This window comes from Thiorhodococcus drewsii AZ1 (assembly GCF_000224065.1).
Lineage (GTDB): Bacteria > Pseudomonadota > Gammaproteobacteria > Chromatiales > Chromatiaceae > Imhoffiella > Imhoffiella drewsii.
Genome location: NZ_AFWT01000027.1, coordinates 44193 through 70056 on the forward strand (window position 1 = coordinate 44193; position 25864 = coordinate 70056).

Genomic DNA, 25864 nt, shown 5'->3' on the forward strand with positions numbered 1-25864 from the left:
CGTCCGTTGGGCTTGAAGGCAGTCCGCTTCGCCCTACAGTCTTGACTTCAGATCCAGGGTTTGAGGCGAGGTGAAGACGATGGCAACTCACATTCGTGCATTCCTGATCGATATGGACGGCGTCCTCTACGAGGGCGAGCGCGCCATTCCCGGCGCGGCCGAGGCGCTCGATTGGTTGAGGCGCGAAGGGCTTCCGTACCTCTTCGTGACCAATACCAGCTCGCGTCCGCGTTCCATGCTGGTCGAGAAGCTCGCCGGTCTCGGGATCGCGGCCGAGCCCGGCCAGATCCTGACCCCACCAGTCGCCGCTGCAGGCTGGCTGGCCGCTCATGTCGAAGGTCCAATCGCGCTCTTCGTCGCGGAGGGGACCGTCTCGGATTTCGCCGAACTGCCGCTGGCCGATCCGCAAGGCGAGGCACCAGTCGGCGCGGTGGTGATCGGGGATCTCGGCGAGGGTTGGAGCTTTGCCAGGCTCAATCGGGCCTTCCGTTGTCTGATGCGCTCGAATGAGTCTCGTTTGGTCGCACTCGGTATGACCCGCTACTGGAAGGCCGAGGACGGTCTGCGGCTCGACACGGGGCCCTTCGTCGCCGCGCTGGAGCAGGCGACCGGGCGGTCCGCCGTGGTGCTGGGCAAACCCGCCGCGCCCTTCTTCGAGACCGCGCTCTCGGTGCTCGGGGTCGGTGCCGATGAGACCTGCATGATCGGTGACGATCTGAGGGGCGACATCGGCGGCGCCCAAGGCGCGGGTATGCGCGCTCTGTTGGTCAGAACCGGAAAGTTCCAACCGAGCGATCTCGGGCAGCCGATTCGTCCCACGGCCGTGATCGATTCATTCGCCGATCTGCCGACCTGGTTCGCGGCTTCGCGGTGATTGGGGGCGGCTGCCAGCCGCCAGCGAATGCGTGGCTCTCCGGTGACGGCCGCGCTGATGCGCTAATCTGTCCGCTGGGGCCCTTATCTCCGCTGAAACGGCGCACGTCACCCCAGGGCGGGTTAGAATCCTCCTCTCGAATCTTGAGGAGTCATCAAACATGTCTGAAATCGTCGATGTCCGTGCCCGTGAAGTGTTGGATTCCCGTGGAAACCCGACCGTCGAGGCCGACGTCATCACCGCAGACGGGGCTATCGGGCGCGCCATCGTTCCGTCCGGCGCCTCCACCGGTTCGCGCGAGGCGCTGGAGCTTCGCGACGGCGACAAATCCCGCTTTGGCGGCAAGGGCGTGCAGACAGCGGTCGCCAATATCCAGGGCGAGCTGCGCGATGCCATCATCGGCATGGAGGTTGCGGACCAGAAGGGACTCGATCAACGCATGATCGAGCTCGACGGTACCGACAACAAAGGTCGACTCGGGGCGAACGCGCTGCTCGGTATCTCCTTGGCGTCGGCCCATGCGGCGGCTCAGGAGAAGGCGCTGCCACTGTTCCAGTCGCTGTCCGCCGGCCCCTACCGTCTGCCGGTCCCCATGATGAATATCATCAATGGCGGCGAGCATGCCGATAACAGCGTCGACTTCCAGGAATTCATGATCCTGCCGGTGGGCGCTGGAAGCATTCGCGAAGCGGTTCGCTACGGTGCTGAAATCTTCCATGCCCTCAAATCCGTGCTGCACGGTCGTGGCTTGGCCACCTCGGTGGGCGACGAGGGCGGCTTTGCCCCTGATCTTGCCTCCAACGAGGCGGCGATCGAGGCAATCCTGGAGGCGATCGAAAAGACGGGCTTCAAGGTCGGCTCCGACATCTATCTGGGTCTGGACGTGGCCGCCTCCGAGTTCTACGAGGACGGCAAGTACGTGCTCAAGGGTGAGGGCCGCACGCTCGATTCGGACGGCATGATCGACCTGCTCGACGCCTGGGTTTCCCAGTATCCCATCCTCTCGATCGAGGACGGTCTGGCCGAGGGCGACTGGGACGGCTGGAAGCGCATGACCGACCGCCTGGGCGGCAAGGTGCAGATCGTCGGCGACGATCTCTTCGTCACCAACACCCGCATCCTTCAGGAGGGCATCGACAAGGGCGTCGCCAACTCCATCCTCATCAAGGTCAATCAGATCGGTACCTTGACCGAGACCCTGGAGGCCATCGCCATGGCGCACAACGCCGGCTATACCGCCGTCGTCTCGCACCGCTCGGGTGAGACCGAGGACACCACGATCGCCGATCTGGTGGTCGCGACCAGTGCTGGGCAGATCAAGACGGGCTCGCTGTCGCGTTCCGACCGCGTCGCCAAGTACAACCAGCTGATGCGCATCGAAGATCAGTTGGCCGGTGAGGCCCTGTATGCGGGTCGCTCTGCCTTTAAATGGCTCTGATACCCTGTCATGGGGGATCGCGTTGTCTCGCTGATCCCTTTCTCTGATCGCCATAGGCCTGGATATGCGTTGGCTGATCGCCATTTTGGTCGTCCTTCTGGTCGCCCTCCAGTACCGGCTCTGGGTCGGCGAGGGTAGCCTCGCCGAATTGCACGCCCTCAAACAGGAGATCGCTCTCCAAGAGGACGAGAGCAAGCGCCTGATTGCACGCAACCAGGAGCTACAGGCCGAGGTCGAGGATCTCGGCGACGGATTGGATGCGGTGGAAGAACGGGCGCGTAGCGAACTCGGTATGATCAAACCCGGAGAGATCTTCATTCAGGTCATTGAGGCGCCCACGCCGGAGGTCGCCAAATGACGGGGCATCCTGCACTCTGGGCGGTGTTGCCCGCTGCCGGCGTCGGACGCCGCATGGGCAGCGCAGTCCCCAAGCAGTATCTCGATCTGGCCGGTCGCGCGGTGATCGATCACACCCTGGATCTCTTCGTTGCGGATGAGCGGATTCGCGGTGTCGTGGTCGCGCTGGGGCTGGAGGATGCCTATTGGGGCGATACCTGCTACGCCGATCACCCCAAGGTGATGCGCGCCCCCGGCGGGGCGGAGCGTTGTCATTCGGTACTCAATGCGCTGGCTGCGCTCGACGGCCGCGCCGACGATGCCGATTGGGTTCTGGTGCACGATGCCGCTCGGCCCTGTCTGCGGGTCGCCGATCTGGATCGTCTGATCGACGCCCTGATCGACGACCCGGTGGGCGGTCTGCTCGGCATCCAGGTGCGCGATACCATGAAGCGTGCCGGGGATGGTGGGCGTATCGCGTCCACCGTCGACCGCTCCAGTCTCTGGCATGCCTACACGCCGCAGATGTTTCGCCTCGGATTGCTGCGGCATGCACTGCGGGATGCCCTGGAGGCCAACGACCTGGTGACGGACGACGCCTCGGCCATCGAGCGTCTCGGCCAGGCACCGCGTCTGATCGAGGGGCATGCGGACAACATTAAAATCACCCGGGCCGAGGATCTTCCCCTGGCCCGTTTCTACCTGCAGCAGCAGGGACGTATTTGACGGAGCCTCCAGCTTCCAGCTTCTAGCTGCCAGCTTCCAGCCATCAGCTTCGGGGTGCCCTCTCCTCAGCGCTTCATTGCCCGGCTTCGGTCATGGACAAGGGCAATGGGCGAGTCCCCGATGACGGTTGGAGACTGCAGCTGAAGGCTGGGGGCTGGCGGCTGGAGGCTGACACATGCTTATCGGACAGGGCTTCGATGCCCATCGTTTCGCGCCGGATCGTCCGCTCATTCTGGGCGGTGTCGAGATTCCTCACGACCAGGGGATGCTGGCCCATTCGGACGGCGACGTCCTCATCCATGCGCTTTGCGACGCCTTACTCGGTGCCGCTGGACTGGGCGACATCGGGCGTCATTTCCCCGATACCGACGCGGCCTTCGCGGGAATCGACAGCCGTATCCTGCTGCGTCGCGTCATGGAAAGCCTTGTCGAGCGTGGTCTTTCGGTGCGCAATGCTGACCTGACGCTCATCGCTCAGCAGCCCAAGCTGTCCCCCTATATCGACGCCATGCGCGAGGTCCTGGCCGGCGATCTTGGCTGTTCGGTCGCGCGGGTCAACGTCAAGGCGACGACCATGGAGAAGATGGGATTCACCGGGCGTGGCGAGGGGATTGCGGCCTCGGCGGCCGTGCTCCTGAATGAATCCGATGACTGAGATCCCGTCTCCACGCTGGACGCGTTTCACGGCCCTGCCAAGGGTCTATGGCGGCCCACTCGGAAGCGGTCGGTTGCGCGCGCTCCCCGAGGATTTTCAGGTCGAGGAGCGCCTCGGTTTCGAGCCGGACGGCGAGGGCGATCATCTCCTGCTCTGGGTGCGCAAGACTGGCGCCAATACCGAGTGGGTGGCACGCAAGCTGGCCGCCTTGGCCGGGGCGACCCCGTCGGCGGTCGGTTATGCCGGACTCAAGGATCGCCACGCGGTCACCTGTCAGTGGTTCTCGTTGCCGCGTCCGCGTGAGTCGCTGCCGGATTGGTCCGAGCTGGCGCCTCTGGGGATCGAGGTGCTGGAGGTGCATGCCCATCGGCGTAAGCTGCGTCGAGGGGCGTTGCAGGGGAACCGCTTTCGGATCCGGGTTCGCGACTGCCACCTCGACGCGGCTCGGCTGTCCGAGCGGATCGCGGCGATCGTCGAGCGTGGCGTTCCCAACTATTTCGGCGAGCAGCGGTTCGGACGCGAGGATGGAAATCTAGTCCGTGCGGGTGAGCTCTTTTCCGGTGCGGCACGGCGTGTTCCGCGTCATCTACGTAGCCTCTGGCTGTCTGCGGCGCGTTCTCAGATCTTCAACGAGGTGTTGGCCAGACGCGTCGAGCGCGGCGATTGGGATCGTCCGCTGGACGGCGACTGTCTCCAGCTCGACGCCAGCCATTCTTTCTTCGTTGCGGAGCTGATCGACGAGACGCTCGACGAGCGCGCACGGCGCATGGACGTACATCCGACCGGTCCCCTTTGGGGTGCGGCGATGCCGCCGAGCCTCGGTATTACGCGCACGCTCGAAGAGTCGGTCGCCCGTGAATTCGACGATTGGGCGCTGGGGCTCGCGACCTTCGGCATGGAGCAGGAGCGCCGTGCGCTGCGTCTTGGTGTGACGGATCTTCTGGGCGAGCTGCAAGGCGACGATTTGGTGCTTGAATTCTCCCTGACCTCTGGTGCCTATGCCACGGCCGTGCTGCGCGAATTGATCGATTGGACGCAGGATCGATCCGAGGACTGATCGAGAAAGCCTTGCTGCGTGCGCCATGTTGTCTGCTGGATTTTATCGTGTGGTGTCCCAATTCACGGTTCGAGGGAACGCGAAGGAGGGCTAAGGTTTTGCGTGGAAAATCCAAAACGAAAGGGCGTGTGACATGGCTAGGTTGTTGATCGTCGATGACGAGCCCATCAATCTCGAAATCATTGCGCATTGTCTCGGTGACGATCACGCCTTGAGCTTTGCCCATGACGGACTGGAGGCCTGGCAGATACTGCAATCGGAGCCGGACGTCTTCGATGGCGTCATCCTCGATCGCATGATGCCGCGCATGGATGGTATCGACGTGCTGCGTCGACTCAAAGCCGATCAGCGCTTCAGGGATGTCCCGGTCATCATGCAGAGCGCGGCCGACAGCTCGGAGGAAGTCGCCGAGGGATTGGCGGCCGGTGCCTGGTATTACCTTGCGAAGCCCTATTCGACCAAGGCGCTGACCAGCATCCTCGCCGCCGCGCTGGACGACCGGCGCAGCCGGCGCGATCTCGCGCGCCTGGGCTCGGAGATGAAGGGCATGCTCTCCATGACCCGACAGGCGACCTATACCTTCCGCGATCTCGATGATGTCTCGATGCTGGCATCCGTGCTGGCACAGGCCTGCTCTCATGCGGAGACGGTTTCGATGGGCCTCTCTGAGCTCATGCTCAATGCCGTGGAACACGGCAATCTGGGCATCGACTATGCCGAGAAGGGCCGGCTGATCGAGGCCGGGGACTGGCAGGCGGAGGTGGAGCGGCGTTTGGCCGACCCGGCTCAGGCCGATCGTGTTGCAACCATCGAGTTCCGTCGCGAGCCCGACCATCTTTCCTTCCTCATTACCGATCAGGGAGCTGGATTCGAGTGGGGCAGCTATCTGGATCTGGACACCGCGCGCGCCTTCGACAGCCACGGGCGCGGGATTGCGATGGCGCGCCATCTGGCCTTCAGCTCGCTCGAATACCTCGGCTGCGGCAGCCAGGTCAGGGTCACGGTCGTCCCGGTCGAGGAGGGTGAAGAGGGCGGCCAACCTGACCCCTAGGTTGACAAGCGGGGCGCGTCTGACGAAAGTCGGTTCATTACAAGCCAGACGGACGCGCTCGAACCATGGAACTACTCGACGACATCGCTGAACGTTTTCGTTCGCGGGCACCCTCCTGCGATTACTGGACCCTGCGTCTGGTCGCCGAGGAGTCCGACCATCTGGAGGTGCGACAGGGCGTGGTCGAGCCCAGCGTCATCGCCTCCACGCTGGGCGCGATGGTCACGATCGTCACCGCTGGCGGGGTCGGTTATGGCGCCACCAGCGATCTCAGCCCCTCTGGCCTAAGCAGTGCCGCCGAGCGCGCGGCAGACTGGGCTCGCATGCACGCGAGTCACGGTCTCTTCGAGGCCGATCTCTTTCCGCGCAGCGCGACGGTGGCCGATTATCGCTCCCCGGTCTCCGAGCCGTGGAAAGGAATGTCGGTCGCGGACAAGCTCGATCTGCTGCAGCGGGCCGACGCGGCGCTCGACATCGACGAGCGGATCCTCGACTGCTCGGCCTGGATCACCCGCAGCCGGCTCAAACAGCTCCTGGTGACCAGCGACGGCGGGCGTATCGCGCAGCGATTCGAATACGTCTTTCCCGGACTGCTGGCCGTCGCCAATGCCGGCTCTCAGACGCAGCGCCGCCACGGTGGCGGTGCGGACAGCGTGCAACAGGGCGGGCTGGAGCGTCTGGCCGCCGCGCGTTTGTTGGAAGAGGCTCCGCGCGTCGCGGAGGAGGCCATCGCTTTGCTTGACGCCCCGGAATGTCCCTCCGACACCCGCGACCTCATTCTGCTGCCCAATCAGATGGCGCTGCAGATCCACGAGAGTATCGGCCATCCGCTCGAACTGGACCGGATCCTCGGTGACGAACGCAACTATGCCGGGACCAGCTTCGTCACGCCCGGCATGTTCGGCCGCTATCGCTATGGGTCCGATTTGCTGGATGTCACCTTCGATCCCACGGTACCTGGCGAGCTGGCCTCCATGGTCGCCGACGACGAGGGCAACGCGGCCGGTCGCCGCTATCTGATTCGGCGCGGCATCCTGGAGCGACCGCTCGGCGCTCCGCTGTCCCAGGCGCGTGCCGGTCTGTCTGGCGTGGCCTGCAGCCGCGCATCCAGTTGGGATCGTCCGCCCATCGATCGCATGGGCAACATCAATCTGGAGCCGGGTGAGGGGAGTCTCGAGGACCTCATCGCTCGGGTCGAGCGCGGTGTGCTCATGGATACCAATCGTTCCTGGTCGATCGACGATAGTCGCAACAAGTTCCAGTTCGGCTGCGAGCTCGGGCGTCTGATCGAGGACGGCCAGCTGACCGGCCTGGTGCGCAATCCCGGCTACCGAGGGATCTCGGCCGAATTCTGGCGCAGTCTGGATGGGGTCGGAGGTCCCGAGACCCGCGAGGTCTGCGGTGTCGCCAACTGCGGCAAGGGCGAGCCGAATCAGGCCATCTTCGTCGGACATGCCTCGCCGCCGTGTCTGTTTCGCGACGTTGCCGTCTTCGGGGGTGGTGAATGAACCAGGAGTACTTTCAAAAACTGGCCGAGCGTCTCTTTACCCGATTGGAAGGCGAGGAGATCCTCTTTTGCTCGTTGGGCGGCGAGACCTCCGACTTCGTTCGCCTGACCCGTAATCGTATCCGGCAGGCGGGGAACGTGCATTCGGCCGCCCTGGGGCTGACGCTCATCTCCGGCGCGCGCCAGGCCGAGGGCAGCTGCGATCTGGCCGGCGAGTCCGGTCCTGATCTGTTGCGGGCCATCCGTTTGCTCCAGGCCCTGCGTAAGCGCATCGGGCATGTCCCGGAGGACCCCTATCTCAACTACTCGACCGAGCCGAGCGAGAGTCAGCGCCGAGTCGAGGCCGAGCTGCCGCCGGTCGAGGAGGCGTTGGCCGAGCTGATCGGCGCGGCCGAGGGGCTGGATCTGGTCGGAATCTGGGCGAGCGGGGAGATCCAGGAGGGATTGTCGAGCTCAATCGGTCATCGTCACTGGCATCAGAGCAACAGCTTCAATCTGGATTGGAGCTGTTATCTGGAGTCCGACAAGGCGCTCAAATCGGGCTACGGCGGATTCCGTTGGGATTCCTCTGTCCTGCGCAGCAAGTTGGGCGCCATGCGGGATGCCTTGCACGTGATGGCGCAGCCAGCCGTGACCATCGCGCCGGGTCGCTATCGCGCCTATCTGGCGCCGGCGGCCGTCCAGGAGCTGATGGAGATGTTGGCCTGGGGCGGATTCGATCTCAAGAATCATCGCACCCAGCAAACGCCTCTGCTCAAGCTGATTCGGGGCGAGCGACATCTGGATCCGAGGATTTGCATCCGCGAGGAGTCGTCGCGCGGTCTGGCGCCGGCCTTCACAGCCGAGGGGTTTCTGCAGCCCGACTCCGTGGCGCTGATCGAGCAGGGCCGTCATGCCGAGTGCCTGGTCGATGCCCGCAGCGCCAAGGAGTACGGTGAGTCCGTGAATGCCGCCGGAGCGTCGCCCGAGTCGCTCGCCCTGGATGCGGGCGATCTGTCGCTCGCGGATGTCCCCGCCCGACTGGATACGGGGCTCTATATTGGCAATCTCTGGTATTGCAACTGGTCCGACGCCAACGACTGCCGCGTCACCGGAATGACCCGTTTCGGTACCTTCTGGATCGAGAAGGGCGAGGTCCAGGGGCCGGTCAAGGTGATGCGGTTCGACGACAGCCTCTATCATGTGCTGGGCGATCGGCTGGAAGCTCTGACGCGGGATCGAGAGCTCATACTCTCCGCCGATACCTACGACGGGCGCTCGACGAGCAGCGCCTTGCTGCCTGGGTTGTTGGTGTCTGGGATCGACCTGGCGCTTTAGGCGATCAGCAGAAACCGTTTCCTCGGAGCGCCGATCGCGAATGATGCCGACCTATCCCCGGTGACTTGGGATCCGTTTTTGGAGGGAATCATGGAAAACTGCCGCCTCATCTATCGCAGCACCTGTCAAGACGGCTTTATCGACAACGCCGATTTGCGCGACCTTATCGCAAAGAGCGCCGAGAACAACCGGGCCGCTGGGATCACCGGCATGCTGATCCTGAGTGGCGACCAATTCCTGCAGGTACTGGAGGGGCCGGCGCAAGCGGTCAACCAGCTCTATGGGTTCATCATGGCCGACGGGCGTCATCAGGATCTGAGGCTAATCTCTTATGAGCCGATCGCGGAGCGCTATTTCGACGACTGGGGCATGTCTCTGGTCGATCTCTACGACCTACCCAAGCCGGCGCGTGATCTGCTGGAACACAAGTATTCGGTTCGTGACGGCGCCATTCTGATTCCGGAGCGGCTCCACGAGGTCTACGCGCTGCTGCTCGACGCCCGTTTCCTGTGCCAGGGACGGCCTTGGGAGGACGGGGCGGACTGAGGGGGGGCTCGCGGCGCGAGGGCGTTTTCATCGGGCCTTGTTGGCCCGTCCTCGTACCGGAGCGGATCCCGGAATGCTCGGACGGCGCCAACCGGCGAAAGATTTTTTGGGTGTCGCCCTACAACTCCTGAGAGGCGAAGTCGGCGAGTCGCGAGCGTTCGCCGCGCATCAGTGTGATGTGCCCGCTGTGCGGCCAGTTCTTGAAGCGGTCCACCACATAGGTCAGGCCGGAGGTGGTCTCGGTCAGGTAGGGCGTATCGATCTGGCTGATATTGCCCAGACAGACGAACTTGGTCCCAGGTCCGGCGCGGGTGATGAGCGTCTTCATCTGCTTGGCGGTGAGGTTCTGGGCCTCGTCGAGGATGATGTATTTGTTGAGGAAGGTGCGTCCGCGCATGAAGTTGAGCGATGAGATGCGGATGCGATTGCGGATGAGATCGTTGGTCGCGGCTCGACCCCACTCGCCGCCCTCGGGTTGGGTGAGTACCTCCAGGTTATCCATAAGGGCGCCCATCCAAGGCGTCATCTTTTCCTCCTCGGTGCCGGGCAGGAAGCCGATGTCCTCGCCGACCGGGACCGTGACGCGGGTCATGATGATCTCGCGGTAGAGACCGCGATCGAGCACCTGCGCCAGCCCGGCGGCCAGCGCGAGCAGCGTTTTGCCGGTTCCGGCCGAGCCGAGCAGGGTGACGAAGTCGAGCTCCGGATTCATCAGCATGTTGAGCGCGAAGTTCTGCTCGCGGTTGCGCGCCGTGATGCCCCAGACATTGCGGCGCGGGAGCCGGTAGTCCTCGATCAGCTCGATGACGGCCTCGGTGTCGGAGCGCTTCTCGCGCACCATCGCCTCGAAGCTGGCGTCCTCGCTCAGGGCGAGACATTGAGCGCTGTACCAGTCGGCGACATCCGGTCCGATGACGCGATAGAAGGTGCGTCCTTCCTCCTTCCAGGCGTCGAGGTTCTTCTCGTGACGCTCCCAGAAGTCCTCAGGCAGGATCTCGAGCCCGGTGTATAGCAGATCCGCGTCGTCCAGGACCTGATCGTTTGAATAGTCCTCGGCCGGTATACCGAGCACGGCGGCCTTGATCCGCAGGTTGATGTCCTTGGAGACGATGATCACCTGACGGTCGCTGCGCAGCTCGCGCAACGCCTGGGCGGTGCCCAGGATGTTGTTGTCCGGTGTGCTGCCGGGAAGTGAGTTGGGCAGCTTGAGATCGAGCGGCTCGGTTTGGAAGAAGAGGCGTCCCGTGGCGGGGCTGGCGACGCCGCCGCTCGTACCGGATTGCATAAGCTCTAGTCCGGCGTCGATTTCCTGCTTGTCCGCGTCGACCATCAGTTGATCGAGGAAGCGACTGACCTGGCGCACGTTGCGGGCGACCTCCGACATGCCCTTCTTGCCGTGGTCGAGTTCCTCCAGGACCATCATCGGCAGGAAGATGTCGTGCTCCTGGAAGCGGAAGAGCGCAGTCGGGTCGTGCATCAGCACGTTGGTGTCCAAGATGAACAGGCAGGGCTTGTCGTTTTCGCGCTTGATCATGGGGTGCCGGGGGATCGGTTGGCCGTCCTGAAGGACTGGCGTGGGACTGGCGGCGGAGCCGGCCCGATGCCGGCTTCAGGGGCTGGCGTCGAAAAGGTCAGCGTCCGGCGAGTTCGCGTGCGGCGCTCAGAACCTCATCGACGTGGCCTTTGACCTTCACATGGCGCCATTCGCGTTGCAGGACGCCCTCGGCGTCGATCAGGAAGGTGCTGCGCTCAATGCCCAGGCTCTCCTTGCCGTACATCTTTTTGAGCTTGATGACGTCGAACGCCTGGCAGAGTGATTCGTCCTTGTCCGAGATGAGATCGAATGGGAATCCCTGCTTGGCCTTGAAGTTTTCCTGGGCCTTGATGCCGTCGCGCGAGGCGCCGAGGATCAGTGTGTTGGCCTCGGCGAAGGCGTCGGTGGCGTCGCGGAAGTCCTGTCCTTCCTGGGTGCAGCCGGGCGTGCTGGCCTTGGGGTAGAAATAGAGGACGAGTTGCTTGCCCCGGTAATCGGAGAGCTTGATGGTCTGGTCGCCGGTGGCCGGCCGTTCGAGATCTGGGATCGTTGCACCGATAGCGGGAGGCATGGTCGAGGGCTCCGAATTCAGCTCGTCGTCGAAACGAGGAGGGCGCCGCGCGGATCCGCCGAGGGTCCGGGTGGGGACGTCCTCCCCGGGTTGAGTGGATCAGCCTTTGAGCGGCTCCAACACCGCGTCCAGATTGAGTCCGTCGCAATAGTCCATGAATTCCTCGCGCAGACCCGCGATGTGGATGTCGGCTGGAATGCCGACGGTTATGTGCACCGAGAACATGGTCGTGCCCGTGTGGGCGGCGGCATAGGTGCTGGTCGCCATGTCCTCGATGTTGATGCTGCGCTCGGCGAAGAATCCGGCCAGGTTGTTGACGATTCCGGGGTGATCCATGGAGACCACGTCTACCGCATAGGGCAGTAGGTTGCGTCCGGAGGCGCGCTCGCCGGTGCGTTTGGAAATGATGGTCATACCGAGCTGGCGTTCGAGCTCGGGAAGCGTGTTTTCGATCTTGGCCAGTGTGTTCCACTTGCCTTCCACTAGCAGTATCGCCGCAAATTCCCCGCCGAGGACGGTCATGCGGCTGTCCTCGATATTGCAGCCATGGTCGAGCACGGCCTGCGAGAGTTGGTTGACGATACCTGGGTGGTCTTCGCCGAGTGCCGAGATCACGAGGAATGTCTTCTGCCTGGTCATGGAGGTGCCGGGGGTCCTGAGTTTATTAGGGAGGCTGTATTGCTCGGGGCAGTTTAGCATGGGCTAACCTGCAACCACATTGCCGCTGATGGGGGGGCGGTGTGCCGGGCCGAATCCTCCATTCTGGCTAGAGATCGCTCCACATTCGCACTAGATTGGCGTATGTGCGGTTCACGTAGGCGGTCGTCGACTGATCTGGAGCATCCGTCAGCAGTTGTTCGCGGGCCAGATTCAGTTCGTAGAGGAGTTCGCGCTGTGCCGGATCGCGCACATAGCTTTGGATCCAGGTGAGTGCGACCAGCCGCTCGCCCTGTTCGACCTCGGCGACCCGGTGCAGGCTCGATGAGGGATAGATGACCGCGTCTCCGGCCGGGAGCTTGACCTGGCGTTCGCCGAATGAGGTTCGGATCACCAGTTCTCCACCGAGGTAGGCTTCGGGGGGATTGAGGAAGACGGTCATGGAGACGTCGCTACGAAAACGCGGTCCGTTCGTACCCATGATGGGGTCGTCGACATGTTCGCCATAGGCCATGCCTGGCGTATAGCGGGCAAAGACGAGTTCGGCCACTTTGTGCGGAAATGCCCCGGAGCGGAAGGTCGGGTGGTGGCCCAGGCTCGCCATGAGGATTCGGGTCAGTCGCTGTTGACGCTGCGGATCCGGGCCGAGCTCCTGGTTGTGTTTGACGCGGGCCGCCGCGAAGCCGGCGCTGAGTTTGCCGTCGACGAATGGGGCGTCGGCGAGGGTTTCCTGGATCTTAGCGAGTTGAGCCGGGTTCAGAAGCTCGGGAATCGTGAGTAGCATGGTCTGAGGTTCCACGCGTGTCCGTGGGGGCGGGAATCGCCCCATACCGATGAATCCACATCTTTATAAGACGAGGGGGTGTCTATGATCCTGAATGCCATCATCGACGATCAGGTCTGCGAGCTCAACGTGCCGGATGCGCTGCTCGGTCAGGCGGAGGGTTTCTTCGATAAGCTCGACAGCGACATGGACGGTGGCTGGCAGATGGGGCGCGAGTGGGTGGAGTGTCCGGATCGGGTTCAGCGCTGCCAGATCGTGGCCGATAAGCTCCTGACGGCCATGGAGTCCGAGAACGAGCGGCTCGGAGTCATGATGGCGGGCTATCTCTTGGCGCGGATGCCGGGGTTGAAATCGGTCCAGCTCGACATCCAGGGCGAGGTGCAAAACAACAGCTTCGAGATCGAGGAACGGCCAGTCGAATCGACCGCCGTGGCTGTGGAAATGGCGCCGGGATTGAGCAAGCTGGAGGCGATGGAGCAGGCTGGAAACGCGGTGAGCAAGGTCTTCAAGGTCGGTCGAGGCTACCGTTTCTCGGTGTTCGACGCCGTGTCCGGGGACTGGTGCGATTCGCCGCTGATCGCTACAGAGGAGGAGGCGGGACGTTTGCGTCAGGCGGCGTTTCGAGAGCGCTACGAGTCTTTGCTGAAGGGCGAAGCGTGAGGGGCGTGGCCGCATGGCCGCGCCCCTCGGCCGAAAACCGGATGGATCAGCCTTCCTTCTTCTCGGTGGTGTCGATCTTGAGCGGGACGTAGGCCAGACAGGTGCCGAACGCGCCGGTGGCGAGCACGATCAGGCCCAGGATGTCCAGGAGCACTGAGTTGGCAATGAGCCCGGCCAGGATGAGAACGCCTGCTACGGCCAAGCGGATGTTGCGGTCCATGGTTCCGACATTCTTAGGAAGTGTCATCGTCGAATCTCCTGCTATTTGAGTTTAAGGTGTCGTGCGTTGATTCGTCGTTTCGTGCCTGAGGCCGCAGCGTCCGAATATTGGTCGAGCGCGCATGCCTTCGGGGACGTCGGTCTTTGTGCGGTTGGCGGACTTGTCGGTCGTGTCCTTACGGGGGAGGCTGAGTTCGTCCGCCGGTCGTTGTCGGTTCGGCGCGAGCGATTCCTCGGAGGAAGGCGCTCTGATCGCGGCCCTCTGTTGTGATGAGTCCCTGCTCCGATCGGCATGCATCTGAAGAGGGATGGCATTGGCGCGCCTAGTATACGCGTTGCGCTCGCCCTGCGTGATTGCGATATGTGGTGTTCTGACGTTCTTTCGCAGTGCCGATCCGTTCATCTATAAATAATGCTGCTGTTTCCTGGAGTCTTTGCATGAATGCCATCTTCTCGAATCTACGGAGTGCCGTGATCCGCGCGCTTTTGGTGGCCGGAGTCGTTGCGGTGAACGGGTGCTCGGATTCCGGCGAGGACGTGCGGGTCGTCCTGTGCAAGGATCTCGCATTGGAGCTGTCGCGACCGACGTTCGAATCGGTCGAATGGACCCGGGTCGAGACCCAGATACGTCGCAGCGAAGAGTTGAAGGTGAATCTGGGTTTCGAGTCACGCGCCGGGGATGGCTCGACCCAATCGATGCGCGCGGCCTGTTTTTATCGCTACGATGCGGTCGAGGATACGGCTCTGACGCTGGCCGACCCCCTGTCCGCCTACTCGACCTCGCCGAATCGCGTCATCCTGAACGGCCGCCTGACCTCTGGTCGCGAATTGGCCGATGCGGTCGGTCGGGCAATGCTGGGACAGGGGCGCGATCTGCTGGAGCGCGCACAACGCGGGGTCGAGGGCGCGGTGCGAAAGCTCGGACAGGGGGGCAGGACCTTTAGTCGCGATAGCTCGGCGAGCGATCCGCATCTCGGGCTCTCTAGGCGCTCATCAGTAGAGGGCATGCGAGCGGCTGACGTATTTGGTCAGCTCGACGTGCTGCGCGTTCATGCGTCTCAGAATGTCCTGACTCACCTTGACGATGTTCTGCATCACCCGATAGACCAGCCAGGGGTGTTCGGCCAGGAGCGATTCGAAGGCTTCGCGCTCGAAGCTGCAGACCTGAGTGCGTCCGAGCGAGCGCAGCGTCGCCGTATGGGATTGTCCGCTGATAAAGCCCATCTCGCCCGCCAGGTCGCCGGTGCGCAGCACATGGATGGTGGTGTATTCGCCCTTGCCGACATCGCGCGTTACCGCGATCGCCCCCTCCGTGATGATGTGCAGGCTGTTGTCCACGTTTCCTTCCTTGATCAGAACCTCTTGGTCGGCGAGTCGTCTGCAATAGGCGATGACGGCGAGCGCCTCGACCTCATCGTCCGTGAGGCTGGCGCTCAGGCTAGACCGGCGAAGCGAGGAGAAGTCGTTCTCGATGCTCATCTGGAAGCCCCGAATATTCTGATTTACTGATGTTCTGTCAGTTTGATCCAGGGTTGGAATTTGATCAAGCGAGGTGATTCGCGATGGGTTGTTTTTTTAGGGTTTTGTCGTTGCGTGCTTTTCATATAGAATGCGCGATTCCCTGAAATATCGGGGATACTCCTTGCCTCACCGATTTTCGTCGGGAGGCTGCCAATCCGAAGGGAGCAGCAATGCGACATTACGAAGTGGTTTTTCTGGTTCATCCCAGCCAGAGCGAGCAGGTGCCCGGCATGATCGAGCGCTATCAGGGCAATCTGGAGAAGCGTGGCGGTGTCATCCATCGCCTTGAGGATTGGGGGCGGCGTCCGCTGGCCTATCCGATCAACAAGGTTCACAAGGCGCATTATGTGCTGATGAACGTCGAGTGCGATCAGGAAGCGATCGACGAACTCGAGAACACCTTCCGTTTCAACGACGCTGTTCTGCGCAATCTGATCGTCAGCCGTAAGGACGCCGTCACCGAGCCTTCGCCGCTCGCGAAGACTGGCGAGGAGCGCGAGCGTTCCGATTCCGATTCGTCCGACGACGATTCCCGTTCCCGTGATAACGATTCCCGCTCCCGTGACAGCGATTCCAGCGACGATTGATCTGTCGCTCGTCTGAATCCGTCGCGTATCGCGAATCCCGCTCAAGCTAAAAAACTACGGAGAAATCCATGTCCCGTTTCTTTCGCCGCAAGCGCTATTGCCGCTTCACCGCTGAAGGCATCACCGAGATCGATTACAAAGATCTCAACCTGCTCAAGGCCTATGTGAGCGAGTCCGGCAAGATCGTGCCGAGCCGTATTACCGGTACCTCGGCCAAGTATCAGCGTCAGTTGGCCCAGGCCATCAAGCGCGCGCGCTATCTGGCCCTGCTCCCCTACACCGACGGCCACTGATCGAGGGCGCGCTCGGGGTCATGGGTCGTCGCTTCGCGGCGTCCATGTTGACTCTCGGCGCGCTCGCATGACATCCCCGGTATAGGTCTCCGCATTGAAGGCGCTCGCTCATTTCGTTATGCGAGGCTATTCGCAGGCCGCGCTGGTCGCTGCGGTCTCGGCCTTGCTGTCGATGCTGATGCCGCTTCTGGGGCTGATCAGCTCGGCCTCGGTCGGGCTGGTGACGCTTCGAAATGGCGCGCGCGCGGGCATCCTGCTCATGCTGCTGTCGACGCTGGGGGCCGGGGTGTTCGCCTGGCTCGCGCTCGGTTCGCTTTGGCCGGCCTTGGGCGTCCTGCTGGTCTTCTGGCTGCCCGTCTGGGCATTGGCTGTTGTCCTGCGGCTGGGGCGCTCGCTCGATCTGACGGTCCAGCTCGCTGGGCTCGGCGGTCTGCTGCTGGTGATCGCCCTCTTCACGCTGGTCGGCGATCCGACGGACTACTGGCATCAATTGCTTGAGCCAGTTCGCCAGTCGCTGCTCAAAGATGGTCTGGTCGAGGCGGATTCCAGCCAGGCGATGTTCGCGGAAATCGAGCGCTGGATGACCGGCGCCTTCGCGGCCGGGCTCGTGCTGCAGTCGCTCGTCGGGCTCTTTCTGGCGCGTTGGTGGCAGGCGGTGCTCTTCAATCCGGGCGGTTTCGGGCAAGAGTTCAGGGCGCTCGGCGTCGGTCGCGTCGTGGGGGGGCTGTTTTTGGTCCTGTTGGGCTGGGTCCTCATGGGGGCCGGCGCAGGCGCTGCAGCTGGGCTGTTGCCGGTGTCGGGCGTGCTCCTGCTGTTGCAGGGGCTGGCCGTGGCGCATGGCGTGCGTCACATCCGGAATGCTCCTCGGGGATGGTTGATCGGTTTATATGTGCTGATGGTGTTTATGCCGCAGATGGGCTTGTTGGTCGCCTGTCTCGGCTTGGTGGATGTCTGGCTGGACATTCGTGGCCGAATGGCGCGTCGTACCTCAAAGTCAGGCTGACATCATTCGGATTGCGGCATCCAAACGAATTTTGAGAGGAATACACAAGTGGAAGTCATCCTGCTGAAGAATGTGGGCAACCTGGGTGTGCTCGGCGACAAGGTGAAGGTTCGCGCCGGCTACGGTCGCAACTATCTGCTTCCGGGCGGATTCGCGGTCGCCGCGACGCCAGAGAACCTGGAGGCGTTCGAGGCTCGTCGCGCCGAACTGGAGCGCGAGGCCGCTGAACTGCTGGCTGCAGCCGAGGCACGCAAGGCGCGTCTGGAAGGTGTTCGACTGACCGTTGCCCGCAAGGCTGGCGACGAAGGTCGTCTCTTCGGCTCGGTTGGAACCGCTGACATCGCTCAGGCGGCAGTCGAGGCCGGTTTCGAGCTGGACAAGTCCGAGGTGCGCTTGCCGAATGGTGCCTTCCGCGCGGTCGGCGAGTACGACGTCATTCTGCATCTGCACGTGGATGTGAACGTCGAGATCAAGGTCGACGTCGTTCCTGGGGACTGATGCCCCGCGACCATCCCGGCGGCCCTGCCGGGATGGGGGCTGATCGCTTGGTCGGCTCCGCCCATGCGGCTGGATAGCCGCAGTTGACCCGTTTCCGTTTTCGCCTATTTGCGCTTTTCGTCCTTCCCGCGCTCCATCTGCGGCGCTCTTGTTTCACTCTGTTTAGCACGACAGAATAACCCCTTATGCCGAGGCCATCGTCCCTCGCCCCCGGGCACGGTGACCGCCTTCTTCCGCCATTGTCTCAGTAGGTCTCTCGCCCTAGGGCGCAGCCTGCTTCTTCGCCTGTTCGAGGACTCATGTTCGATTCAGATGCCGACGAGATTGCGAAACTCGCATCGGAGGCGGGGGTCGACGACCTGCGCGTTCCTCCACACAATATCCACGCCGAGCAGTCCCTGCTTGGTGGTCTCATGCTCGATAACAGCGCCTGGGACCGTGTGGCCGACATGGTCTCGGAAAAGGACCTCTACCGGCGCGAGCATCGACTCATCTTCGCGGCCATCGTCAAGCTCGCCGAGAGCGATCAGCCATTCGATGTGGTGACGCTGGCGGAGACGCTCGAGCGCACCGAGCGTCTGAGCGACGCCGGCGGTTTGCCCTATCTGGGGACGCTGGTCGGCGAGACCCCTAGCGCCGCGAACATCAAGGCCTATGCGCGAATCGTGCGTCAGACCTCGGTGCTCAGGCAGATGATCTCCGCCGGGACCGAGATCGCCGACAGCGGCTACAACCCGCAGGGGCGCGATGCCGCCGAGCTACTCGATGATGCCGAGCGTAAGGTGTTCGCCATCGCCGAGCAGGAGTCGCGCGGCGGGGGCGGTTTTCAATCGATCAAGGTGCTGTTGAGCCGGGCGGTGGAGCGCATCGACACGCTCTATCAGCGCGACGAGCCCATCACCGGGCTGGGGACCGGATTCTCTGACTTCGACGAGATGACCTCTGGCTTGCAGCCTTCGGATCTCATCATCGTGGCCGGACGCCCCTCGATGGGTAAGACCACCTTCGCGATGAATATCGCCGAGAACGTCGCCATCCAGTCCAAGCGACCGGTGGCCGTCTTCAGTATGGAGATGCCGGGCGACTCGCTCGCCATGCGCATGATGTCCTCTCTGGGCCGCATCGATCAGCACCGGGTGCGGACCGGCAAGCTGGAGGACGACGAGTGGCCGCGTCTGACCTCGGCGGTCAACATCCTCGCCGGCGCACCCATGTTCATCGACGACACCCCAGCGATGTCGCCGACCGAGGTGCGCGCTCGGGCGCGGCGTCTGAAGCGCGAGCAGAACGACCTGGGTCTGATCGTGCTCGACTATCTGCAGCTCATGCAGGCTCCGGGGGCGGGCGAGAACCGGGCGACCGAGATCTCGGCCATCTCGCGCTCGCTCAAGGGGTTGGCCAAGGAGCTCAACGTTCCGGTCATCGCGCTCTCGCAGCTCAACCGCAGCCTGGAGCAACGTCCGAACAAGCGTCCGGTGATGTCGGATCTTCGTGAGTGCGTGCCTGGGGAGACCCTGGTGGTCCTGGCCGACGGTCGCCGCGTTCCGATCCGGGATCTCGTCGGTACCTGTCCGGATCTGGTGTCGGTCGATGCCGCCGGTCGCCTGATCGAGGCCAAGGCCGACTGTGTCTGGAGCGTCGGGCGGCGCCCGGTCTTACGCGTTCGGCTCGCGAGCGGCCGCCAGATCCGGGCAACGGCCGAGCATCGACTGTTAGGTGCCGATGGCTGGCAAATCGTTGGCGATCTGCTGCCTGGTGCGCGTCTGGCGATCTCGCGCAAACTGCCCGAGCCGGTCGAGACGCTGCGTTGGCCGGAACATCAGCTGATCCTGCTAGCACATTTGATCGGCGACGGCAGCTATCTGAGCGGTCAGCCTCTGCGCTATACGACGGCCTCGGAGGACAACAGTCGCGTCGTGACCGAGAGTGCGGCTCGGTTCGGCGTCCGTATCAATCGCCACGCCGGTGTAGGGGCCTGGCATCAGCTGGTCTTCAGCGGCAACGGCAATCGCTGGCATCCGGCCGGCGTGAACCTTTGGTTGCGAGAACTGGGGATCTTCGGCCAGCGCTCTCACGAGAAGCGCGTACCCGTCGACCTGTTCAGGCTGGGCAACGATCAGATTGCCCTGTTCCTGCGCCATCTTTGGGCGACCGACGGCACTATCTCATTGCGAAAGCCGGGGCAGAAGGGTAGCCATGGCGTGCATCTGAGCACCAACAGCTATGGTCTTGCGCAAGACGTGGCGGCCCTGGTGATGCGTTTGGGAATCGTCGCCCGTATCCAGTCCGTCGTTCAGGCCGGCTATCGCACAACCTATATGGTCTGGGTTCGAGGGGCTGAAAACCAGAAGGTCTTCCTGGCTCGCGTCGGTGCCTTTGGTCCTCGGGTCTCCCAAGCCGCCGCATTGGAGGCGGTGCTGGCCGACGTCAAATCCAATACGAACGTCGATACGCTGCCGAGAGAGGTGTTCGCTCGGGTCAAATCCGCGATGCAAGGGAAAGGGATCTCTCAGCGAACGATGGCGGCAATGCGCGGAACCGCCTATGGCGGCACCTCGCATTTCCGCTTCGCGCCCTCGAGAGCCTTGCTGGCGGATTATGCCCATCAGCTACAAGATCCCGAGTTGGAGGCGGCCGCCACCAGCGATCTATTTTGGGATACCGTCGTTGCCGTCGAGCTGGATGGCGAAGAAGAGGTCTTCGATCTGACCGTTCCGGGGCCATCCTGCTGGCTGGCGGACGGTATCGTCAGTCATAACTCGGGAGCCATTGAACAGGACGCAGACCTCATCGTCTTCATCTATCGCGACGAGGTCTATCACGAGGACAGCAGCGACAAGGGTGTCGCCGAGATCATCATCGCCAAGCAGCGTAACGGTCCGATCGGAACCGTGCGTCTGACCTTCCTCGGCAAATACACCAAGTTCGAGAACTTCATCGGCAACTATTACGGCGAGGGCGGCTGAGCTCCGGCAGCTTCCAATCCCAGAGCCAGAGCGGAGGTGGGCAGCAAAGTCAGCACGCGGGTGCCCCGATGGGTGCTTCTAGCCTCTTCGTGCCGGCCCCGGCCTCCAACTGGTGGCCGGCAGATCTCGGCGCGCCCAGCGCGACCGGAAGCCAGAACAATGTCCGTTATGCCTATTATTTCGCCAATGCCCGCCGCCTCGCGGTGGAGACCTTCGGGCAGGTCTGGATCTACGACACCCTGGATCACCAGATCGGCGGATTCTTGCAGCAGCAAGGCGGCGGTGGCTCGATCCTCTTCACCAGCCAGTACGGCACCGTGAACCTGTCCAGCCTGCCGGTGGTCTCCATCGACGGCCGCACGCCGCCCTGCCAGATATCCTCGGCGCCTGCCCCGGCTCCCAAGCCGGCGCTGTCCACCCCGTCGAGCGAGCATGACGTTTTTGCCGCCATCGCGCGTCTCGTCGCACTGCACGGTAAGGGAATTCTGACCGACGACGAGTACGCCCGGAAGAAGTCCGAGCTGCTGAGTCGTTTGTGACTGACGGACTTGGCTGCTGATTACTTGATATCAAGCGACGGCTTTGTCCCAGCTGCGGACACTGGTGCTTCGCCGGTCGGAGTCCGTAGCTACGTGGACAGCCGACGCTCGTCCGGTTCACGAGCTGCATATACTGTCTCCGGAATTCCTCGCCGCACGCGGTGATTGCGTCCAAATCGATTCCGAGGTCGCGTTCCCAGGCTCCCATGTGGGTAAAACAGTCACGCTTGCTCGGTCAGAATTTGATCCGTATACGTCCATGTGACGGGCTCGCTCGTACTTCCGAAATCTGTACAGCGTGTGCCAGGCTTGTCCGGGCCGCTGACGTACAGCAATTCCCGCCGAGAACTCTTCCAGTTTGAAAACAGACCTATTTCGGACGTCCCTGATAACCCGCTGGCCATGTTTTGAGAACTCTTGCAGGCTCTTGCGGTTGTTTGGACTTGAACTCGGTCAGGTCGAGTTCAAATATGTTGACCGCGATCTGGCCGCTTCCATGAACGTGAGCAATCACCTTCTCATGGCGTTCCTTGTAGGGGACCTGGGCAGTGGAGCCACCGAATTCGCCGCAGTTGGTCATGACTACGGGCTGGAACATGTGGTAATTGAGCGCCTGCACCATCGTATCGAAGGTCGGCACGTCTTTGTTCAAGGCCGCGATCACAAGGCAGTCCGATTGGTCGCGCAAGTCTGCGGCCAAGCTCAGGTCGGTCGCGTCGTAGCAGATGGCTCCGGCGAGGCGATAGCGCGCTCCAGCTGGGCCATTTAGCTCGATGAGCACCTGATAGGGGCGATTGCTCTGCACGCCCATTCTTTGCTCGCCCTTGGTCATGTGCTGCTTGCCCTGATGCACTCGGACAATTTCTCGACTCCCGTTGTGCTCATGGCGCAGCAGCCAGAGCGCATGGTTGACCGTTTTGCCGTCGCTACCTTCCTGGAAAGTGAGCCCGACGAAGAGATTGGATTTAGTGGTATCTGACAGGCTACGCAGCAGCCACAGATCATCCGGGTGAACCGAAAGCTCCGGAAGCACGATCAAGTCGATACCCGCAGGCTTTCCCTCATCCGTATTTTGGGGGTTGACACTGCGCTCGGCGGCCAAGTGTTGCGCAACCAGGCGGCACACGGAGGCGAGGTGGGCGCGATGACGCGCCCGGTAGTCCGTAGACCAATAAAGCGGATTCTTGACGTCGAAGTCGGTCATGCGCGGCATCAGGGTTTGGACCATGGCGACGCGAAGCGCTCTTTCGTTCTCCCGCGGACCTCGGCTCGCCGGCAGCACGTAAATCGGCAGCTTCGACTGCATCCCGTAGATCTGCCGCTGCTGTTCCTGACGCTTGGTGACGATTTGCGCCAGTTGCTCGGGGGTTTCTACCCGATCTAGCCCCTCAATCACGCCATTGGAGGGGTGTACTCCAGGCCATTGCAGCAGATACATGATGAGGTCGATTAACCAGGGCGACAGCGGGGCTGGTTCTCCGAGCAGTCCCTCCGGGGTGTTCAGTAGACCGAGGCGACGCTTAGGCCAAGACGATGACAAGCCACGGTAACGGGCATGGTCCTCGCGGACCAGGAAACCTCGGGCGGTAAAGTCGGGATCACCGACGATGCAGGCGCGGAGAACACGCCCGACGGCATAGGCCCAGGTCATGTCTTTCCGGCACCAGTTCGGCGGCTGATTGCGCGGGTCCGTTGGCCCATTCTCGATGACGGTGATCTCGAAAGAGGCGTCGGGGTGCTGAGGGTTCTTCCATCGGTTGCAGGCAACCTCAAGATTCAACAAACCCCAGGATGCGCGTGCCTCCAGGTACTCGGGACGACGCATCGCCTTGAGCAAGGCGGCAAGCAGACCAAGGGCTGCATTCTCCTGGCGAAATGGATTGTCCCGGCGCAGCACTACTTTTATCAGTGGCAAGGCTTCAAACCCGAGGGTATGCCAGTCGCCCCACTTCCCCGCGACATAGTGGCTAGGGCGCAAATAGTTCTGATCGCGATTAAGGCCATGTGTCCAGCCGCGACGTTTGTCGCCGTGGGCTTTCCAGGCGGCCTGAAGTAGATCTGGGCGCATGTGGCCAAGTGCGGTGACGAGATCCTGCTGCGCCTTGCCTTGCTGCTTGTCCAGGATGGCGTCGACCCAGGTCGCAAAACGCGTCTGGTTTGCCCCCAGCTGCTGTCCGATAAGCCCCGTAATAATGGCGCGAGCTGCGTCATTCTTGTCAGGTTGGCGGAACAGGAGGGCGTCGTGGAGCAGCTTGTAGTCCTTGAGCGACATGTCCGCTACCAGATCGGCTTCGGGCTGGAGCAGCGATCCAAGATAGAGTGCTGCCTGTTGTCGCAGAAACCAGGGCGCGGCGGGGCTCTCTTCCAACACTGTCCGAGCGATGGTGGCAAGCTGCTCGCGAAACGACTCTAGGTCAGCCCTGCGAGGGATCGGTTCTGCATCCCGATAACCGATGTCGACGGCGGCGGCTCGCAACAGCTCTGCAATTGCGTAATCGGCGACCGCTTGCTCTTGAGCAAAGTCTTTGGGTTCAGGCAAACGCTTGAGCATCAAGGCGTCAAGGATCGGTGTTAGCAGCTCAGGACTCGGGAACAGCGTGAGTCCACATCGCAGCACGGGAACTAGCGCCGGGTTGCGCGACCAGCTTGCAACGAGTTTGCGAGCCGTGGCCTCCATTTCATGCTCTAGGGTCGACCTTGATGCACCGTCGAGTGTCGCCTCCGAATCCGGATCATCTCTTCGCCCCTCGCTGGTCATGGACTGGCGCAGACGAAAAGACTTGAGTAGCCGGTAAGCCGCAAACCGTTTCAGGGTATCGTCGCGAACGTCCAGTTTCGGTAGCGCAATGCGCGACAATGCAAGGGGATTGCGCTGCACCTTGTCCGCCGATTCAATCGCCTCTGAGAGCCATAGAAGCCCATCGAGACCGGTCGTGGCCTGGCGCAGGCTGTCCTGGTCCGGGGTCGCGCTGATCAGTCCCTGCAGCCATGCCATCTGGACGGATGCACTGCCCTGGATTGCGTAGTCAGCCCAGGGAACGACCTTTGTCTTGGCCGGGTTGAGGCAAAGCTGGAACTCTTCGTCGAGTCCTTTGCAATACCGATTCAGCAACCCCTGAAGCTTGTGAGCAACCTTCTTGCCAACGTCCTCGGGGTTTTTGCGGCGATCAGTCTCCACCACTAGCCGCATGTCATCGACGTACCGGCAATAGTCATAGAGGAGCACATCGTCCTCGTCGTCTTTGCTCCCGACTTGCCGTCCTATCCAGCGATCAAGCCGCAGCATGTAGGCATTGGATAGAAAGCCCGATGCGACCAGCCCCTGAGGCAGGTCCGCTGGCAGGCGTTGGTCTGATTGATCCTCGGAGGATGGATCGGAAAAAAGACCTCTCTGTGCTTCGGCTTCGTCAGACCATTTCCAGGACATGATTCGATGTGCCGAATCAATGAAGCCCGATTCGAGCTTGGATCTGTTTCGAGGCCCGAAATGACGAGCATAGAGACGCCAAATTGCGGCTAAACGAGTGACCAACCGTTCCCTGCTAATGCAGTCGAAGAAGCGCTTGAGATCTAGCTCGACGACATAGATCGTCTGTTCTGCTCGACACCGGGAGGCCGCGACTCGGGCAAGCTCGGCTGGGCGAGCAAGGAAGCGACGGTAGTCTTCGAAATACGCAGAGTAGGTCGCGGCGCTCCCCCAACGGAAGCGGGCATGCGCGGGCTGATTCTCGTGGTTTTGCCAATCGCACCAGAGCCGATTGCCGTAGCTGAAAACCCCTCGTTTCCGAGCGGTCTCGGCGTCGGGTTGATCCGTCGGTCCCTGCAAGGTCTCAACTGCGTCGGCGAAGCACAACACCAGTCCCATGGCGAGGGCCTGGTCGCGAACGGTGAGATGCGCCAGCGGCCGCAGCTGCGGGGGTTCCTTCGGCATCCAGTCGCGGCTGGTTGGCGACTCACTCTCGGAGTGCGGAAATTCCCAGGGACAGTTTTTCGGCGCCGGCACCAGTTGCATCGGCTCCGGCTGAAACTTAGGCTGCCTAACCTGTGCTGCCCAGTCGGCGAGGTCCGACTCGATCGTCAACACGGCGAGATCGAGCGCTAATGTGTCCGCATACCAATTATACCAGCGGGCGTAGCGCTCAGCTTTCTTCCATGCTTGCGCTAGCACCACCTCGTCCGTTAGATATTCAAGGCAAGGTATCAGTCGGTCGTAGCGCCTCTCGACAACACTCAAAACCAGTCCTCCATGAGGTGAAGCAGCCGCAACCAGCAGTTCCGGGGAGCCGTTGACTCGTTCCGGGGCGTTCCGGCGACAGTTTACTTAATCCGACTTCGCCTGTTCAGCGGGAATCGCGCCGGAAAAGCTTGATCCTAAAGTGGACCCCATGTCCAGGACAGTTTTCCCCCGAATTTAAGTTGTACTGGCCACCTCAATCGCAGCGGTTTGGCGCTGCCCCAGTGTTGTCTCGCCGAAGCGATCGACGATCTTGGCCCCACCCCGTTTCCCGATCGGTAGACCGCATCA

At 62.3% G+C, this 25864-nt stretch carries 24 protein-coding genes; 17 read left to right on the forward strand and 7 right to left on the reverse strand.

Annotated elements, in window-relative coordinates:
• Window positions 1-79 precede the first annotated feature (79 nt).
• The 10 genes from THIDRDRAFT_RS16615 to THIDRDRAFT_RS16660 all read left to right on the forward strand — a co-directional run bounded on the left by THIDRDRAFT_RS16615 (window position 80) and on the right by THIDRDRAFT_RS16660 (window position 9507).
• Window positions 80-874 (forward strand): TIGR01458 family HAD-type hydrolase, encoded by a 795-nt coding sequence (locus tag THIDRDRAFT_RS16615; protein WP_007042048.1) that lies wholly within the window; start codon window positions 80-82, stop codon window positions 872-874.
• 160 nt (window positions 875-1034) lie between these two features.
• Entirely contained in the window at window positions 1035-2312 is a 1278-nt protein-coding gene (gene eno, locus THIDRDRAFT_RS16620; RefSeq protein ID WP_007042049.1) for a phosphopyruvate hydratase, read from the forward strand.
• A gap of 64 nt (window positions 2313-2376) precedes the next feature.
• The gene (ftsB, locus tag THIDRDRAFT_RS16625) at window positions 2377-2670 is read left to right on the forward strand and encodes a cell division protein FtsB (RefSeq protein WP_007042050.1); all 294 of its coding nucleotides are present in this window, start codon (window positions 2377-2379) and stop codon (window positions 2668-2670) included.
• On the forward strand, window positions 2667-3374 hold the full coding sequence (gene ispD, locus THIDRDRAFT_RS16630; protein WP_007042051.1) for a 2-C-methyl-D-erythritol 4-phosphate cytidylyltransferase: 708 nt from the start codon (window positions 2667-2669) through the stop codon (window positions 3372-3374). The genes ftsB and ispD overlap by 4 nt, the downstream gene beginning before the upstream one ends.
• A gap of 175 nt (window positions 3375-3549) precedes the next feature.
• Window positions 3550-4029 (forward strand): 2-C-methyl-D-erythritol 2,4-cyclodiphosphate synthase, encoded by a 480-nt coding sequence (ispF, locus tag THIDRDRAFT_RS16635; RefSeq protein ID WP_007042052.1) that lies wholly within the window; start codon window positions 3550-3552, stop codon window positions 4027-4029.
• The gene (gene truD / locus THIDRDRAFT_RS16640) at window positions 4022-5086 is read left to right on the forward strand and encodes a tRNA pseudouridine(13) synthase TruD (protein ID WP_007042053.1); all 1065 of its coding nucleotides are present in this window, start codon (window positions 4022-4024) and stop codon (window positions 5084-5086) included. The genes ispF and truD overlap by 8 nt, the downstream gene beginning before the upstream one ends.
• Before the next feature lie 133 nt (window positions 5087-5219).
• Window positions 5220-6137, forward strand: a complete 918-nt coding sequence (locus tag THIDRDRAFT_RS16645) for a response regulator (protein WP_007042054.1) — start codon at window positions 5220-5222, stop codon at window positions 6135-6137.
• Window positions 6138-6202: 65 nt separating this feature from the next.
• A complete protein-coding gene (locus THIDRDRAFT_RS16650) occupies window positions 6203-7645 on the forward strand; it encodes a TldD/PmbA family protein (protein WP_007042055.1) in 1443 nt (480 codons plus the stop codon).
• Window positions 7642-8961, forward strand: coding sequence for a TldD/PmbA family protein (locus THIDRDRAFT_RS16655; protein ID WP_007042056.1), 1320 nt, complete (start codon window positions 7642-7644; stop codon window positions 8959-8961). The genes THIDRDRAFT_RS16650 and THIDRDRAFT_RS16655 overlap by 4 nt, the downstream gene beginning before the upstream one ends.
• Window positions 8962-9051: 90 nt before the next feature.
• The gene (locus tag THIDRDRAFT_RS16660; protein WP_007042057.1) at window positions 9052-9507 is read left to right on the forward strand and encodes a BLUF domain-containing protein; all 456 of its coding nucleotides are present in this window, start codon (window positions 9052-9054) and stop codon (window positions 9505-9507) included.
• A 118-nt stretch (window positions 9508-9625) separates the two neighbouring features.
• Here the strand turns inward: THIDRDRAFT_RS16660 and THIDRDRAFT_RS16665 are convergent, their stop codons facing one another.
• From THIDRDRAFT_RS16665 to THIDRDRAFT_RS16680, 4 genes are all read right to left on the reverse strand, one after another.
• Window positions 9626-11041 carry a PhoH family protein gene (locus tag THIDRDRAFT_RS16665; RefSeq protein ID WP_007042058.1) on the reverse strand — a complete coding sequence of 472 codons (1416 nt, stop codon included), beginning with the start codon at window positions 11039-11041 and terminating at the stop codon, window positions 9626-9628.
• Between the two features lie 97 nt (window positions 11042-11138).
• Window positions 11139-11612 (reverse strand): peroxiredoxin, encoded by a 474-nt coding sequence (locus tag THIDRDRAFT_RS16670; RefSeq protein WP_007042059.1) that lies wholly within the window; start codon window positions 11610-11612, stop codon window positions 11139-11141.
• 99 nt (window positions 11613-11711) lie between these two features.
• Complete coding sequence (locus THIDRDRAFT_RS16675; RefSeq protein WP_040845148.1) at window positions 11712-12251, reverse strand: glycine cleavage system transcriptional repressor; 540 nt, start codon at window positions 12249-12251, stop codon at window positions 11712-11714.
• Between the two features lie 127 nt (window positions 12252-12378).
• On the reverse strand, window positions 12379-13053 hold the full coding sequence (locus THIDRDRAFT_RS16680; protein WP_007042061.1) for a Fe2+-dependent dioxygenase: 675 nt from the start codon (window positions 13051-13053) through the stop codon (window positions 12379-12381).
• An 84-nt stretch (window positions 13054-13137) separates the two neighbouring features.
• Between THIDRDRAFT_RS16680 and THIDRDRAFT_RS16685 the strand changes: the two genes are divergently transcribed.
• Window positions 13138-13713, forward strand: a complete 576-nt coding sequence (locus THIDRDRAFT_RS16685) for a hypothetical protein (RefSeq protein WP_007042062.1) — start codon at window positions 13138-13140, stop codon at window positions 13711-13713.
• A 46-nt stretch (window positions 13714-13759) separates the two neighbouring features.
• Here the strand turns inward: THIDRDRAFT_RS16685 and THIDRDRAFT_RS16690 are convergent, their stop codons facing one another.
• A complete protein-coding gene (locus THIDRDRAFT_RS16690; protein ID WP_007042063.1) occupies window positions 13760-13960 on the reverse strand; it encodes a YgaP family membrane protein in 201 nt (66 codons plus the stop codon).
• Between the two features lie 965 nt (window positions 13961-14925).
• Entirely contained in the window at window positions 14926-15411 is a 486-nt protein-coding gene (locus tag THIDRDRAFT_RS16700) for a cyclic nucleotide-binding domain-containing protein (RefSeq protein ID WP_007042064.1), read from the reverse strand.
• 212 nt (window positions 15412-15623) lie between these two features.
• Here THIDRDRAFT_RS16700 and rpsF point away from each other — a divergent pair, with 212 nt between their 5' ends.
• The 6 genes from rpsF to THIDRDRAFT_RS16730 all read left to right on the forward strand — a co-directional run bounded on the left by rpsF (window position 15624) and on the right by THIDRDRAFT_RS16730 (window position 21339).
• The gene (rpsF, locus tag THIDRDRAFT_RS16705; protein ID WP_007042065.1) at window positions 15624-16040 is read left to right on the forward strand and encodes a 30S ribosomal protein S6; all 417 of its coding nucleotides are present in this window, start codon (window positions 15624-15626) and stop codon (window positions 16038-16040) included.
• A gap of 68 nt (window positions 16041-16108) precedes the next feature.
• On the forward strand, window positions 16109-16333 hold the full coding sequence (rpsR, locus tag THIDRDRAFT_RS16710) for a 30S ribosomal protein S18 (RefSeq protein WP_007042066.1): 225 nt from the start codon (window positions 16109-16111) through the stop codon (window positions 16331-16333).
• A gap of 118 nt (window positions 16334-16451) precedes the next feature.
• A complete protein-coding gene (locus THIDRDRAFT_RS16715; RefSeq protein ID WP_245535873.1) occupies window positions 16452-17336 on the forward strand; it encodes a YybS family protein in 885 nt (294 codons plus the stop codon).
• A 48-nt stretch (window positions 17337-17384) separates the two neighbouring features.
• Entirely contained in the window at window positions 17385-17834 is a 450-nt protein-coding gene (rplI, locus tag THIDRDRAFT_RS16720; RefSeq protein ID WP_007042068.1) for a 50S ribosomal protein L9, read from the forward strand.
• 299 nt (window positions 17835-18133) lie between these two features.
• Window positions 18134-20800: a replicative DNA helicase gene (locus THIDRDRAFT_RS16725; protein WP_007042069.1), complete on the forward strand. Its 2667-nt coding sequence runs from the start codon at window positions 18134-18136 to the stop codon at window positions 20798-20800.
• A 68-nt stretch (window positions 20801-20868) separates the two neighbouring features.
• Window positions 20869-21339 (forward strand): SHOCT domain-containing protein, encoded by a 471-nt coding sequence (locus THIDRDRAFT_RS16730; RefSeq protein ID WP_007042070.1) that lies wholly within the window; start codon window positions 20869-20871, stop codon window positions 21337-21339.
• Window positions 21340-21709: 370 nt separating this feature from the next.
• Here the strand turns inward: THIDRDRAFT_RS16730 and THIDRDRAFT_RS26540 are convergent, their stop codons facing one another.
• Window positions 21710-25573, reverse strand: a complete 3864-nt coding sequence (locus THIDRDRAFT_RS26540) for a hypothetical protein (RefSeq protein WP_007042071.1) — start codon at window positions 25571-25573, stop codon at window positions 21710-21712.
• Between the last annotated feature and the right edge of the window lie 291 nt (window positions 25574-25864).

Bases quoted from the DNA above. Each gene is read 5' to 3' on its own strand.
- THIDRDRAFT_RS16615 (WP_007042048.1), top strand. From the start codon at position 80: ATGGCAACTCACATTCGTGCATTCCTGATCGATATGGACGGCGTCCTC.
- eno (WP_007042049.1), top strand. From the start codon at position 1,035: ATGTCTGAAATCGTCGATGTCCGTGCCCGTGAAGTGTTGGATTCCCGT.
- ftsB (WP_007042050.1), top strand. From the start codon at position 2,377: ATGCGTTGGCTGATCGCCATTTTGGTCGTCCTTCTGGTCGCCCTCCAG.
- ispD (WP_007042051.1), top strand. From the start codon at position 2,667: ATGACGGGGCATCCTGCACTCTGGGCGGTGTTGCCCGCTGCCGGCGTC.
- ispF (WP_007042052.1), top strand. From the start codon at position 3,550: ATGCTTATCGGACAGGGCTTCGATGCCCATCGTTTCGCGCCGGATCGT.
- truD (WP_007042053.1), top strand. From the start codon at position 4,022: ATGACTGAGATCCCGTCTCCACGCTGGACGCGTTTCACGGCCCTGCCA.
- THIDRDRAFT_RS16645 (WP_007042054.1), top strand. From the start codon at position 5,220: ATGGCTAGGTTGTTGATCGTCGATGACGAGCCCATCAATCTCGAAATC.
- THIDRDRAFT_RS16650 (WP_007042055.1), top strand. From the start codon at position 6,203: ATGGAACTACTCGACGACATCGCTGAACGTTTTCGTTCGCGGGCACCC.
- THIDRDRAFT_RS16655 (WP_007042056.1), top strand. From the start codon at position 7,642: ATGAACCAGGAGTACTTTCAAAAACTGGCCGAGCGTCTCTTTACCCGA.
- THIDRDRAFT_RS16660 (WP_007042057.1), top strand. From the start codon at position 9,052: ATGGAAAACTGCCGCCTCATCTATCGCAGCACCTGTCAAGACGGCTTT.
- THIDRDRAFT_RS16665 (WP_007042058.1), bottom strand. From the start codon at position 11,041: ATGATCAAGCGCGAAAACGACAAGCCCTGCCTGTTCATCTTGGACACC.
- THIDRDRAFT_RS16670 (WP_007042059.1), bottom strand. From the start codon at position 11,612: ATGCCTCCCGCTATCGGTGCAACGATCCCAGATCTCGAACGGCCGGCC.
- THIDRDRAFT_RS16675 (WP_040845148.1), bottom strand. From the start codon at position 12,251: ATGACCAGGCAGAAGACATTCCTCGTGATCTCGGCACTCGGCGAAGAC.
- THIDRDRAFT_RS16680 (WP_007042061.1), bottom strand. From the start codon at position 13,053: ATGCTACTCACGATTCCCGAGCTTCTGAACCCGGCTCAACTCGCTAAG.
- THIDRDRAFT_RS16685 (WP_007042062.1), top strand. From the start codon at position 13,138: ATGATCCTGAATGCCATCATCGACGATCAGGTCTGCGAGCTCAACGTG.
- THIDRDRAFT_RS16690 (WP_007042063.1), bottom strand. From the start codon at position 13,960: ATGACACTTCCTAAGAATGTCGGAACCATGGACCGCAACATCCGCTTG.
- THIDRDRAFT_RS16700 (WP_007042064.1), bottom strand. From the start codon at position 15,411: ATGAGCATCGAGAACGACTTCTCCTCGCTTCGCCGGTCTAGCCTGAGC.
- rpsF (WP_007042065.1), top strand. From the start codon at position 15,624: ATGCGACATTACGAAGTGGTTTTTCTGGTTCATCCCAGCCAGAGCGAG.
- rpsR (WP_007042066.1), top strand. From the start codon at position 16,109: ATGTCCCGTTTCTTTCGCCGCAAGCGCTATTGCCGCTTCACCGCTGAA.
- THIDRDRAFT_RS16715 (WP_245535873.1), top strand. From the start codon at position 16,452: ATGCGAGGCTATTCGCAGGCCGCGCTGGTCGCTGCGGTCTCGGCCTTG.
- THIDRDRAFT_RS16725 (WP_007042069.1), top strand. From the start codon at position 18,134: ATGTTCGATTCAGATGCCGACGAGATTGCGAAACTCGCATCGGAGGCG.
- THIDRDRAFT_RS16730 (WP_007042070.1), top strand. From the start codon at position 20,869: ATGGGTGCTTCTAGCCTCTTCGTGCCGGCCCCGGCCTCCAACTGGTGG.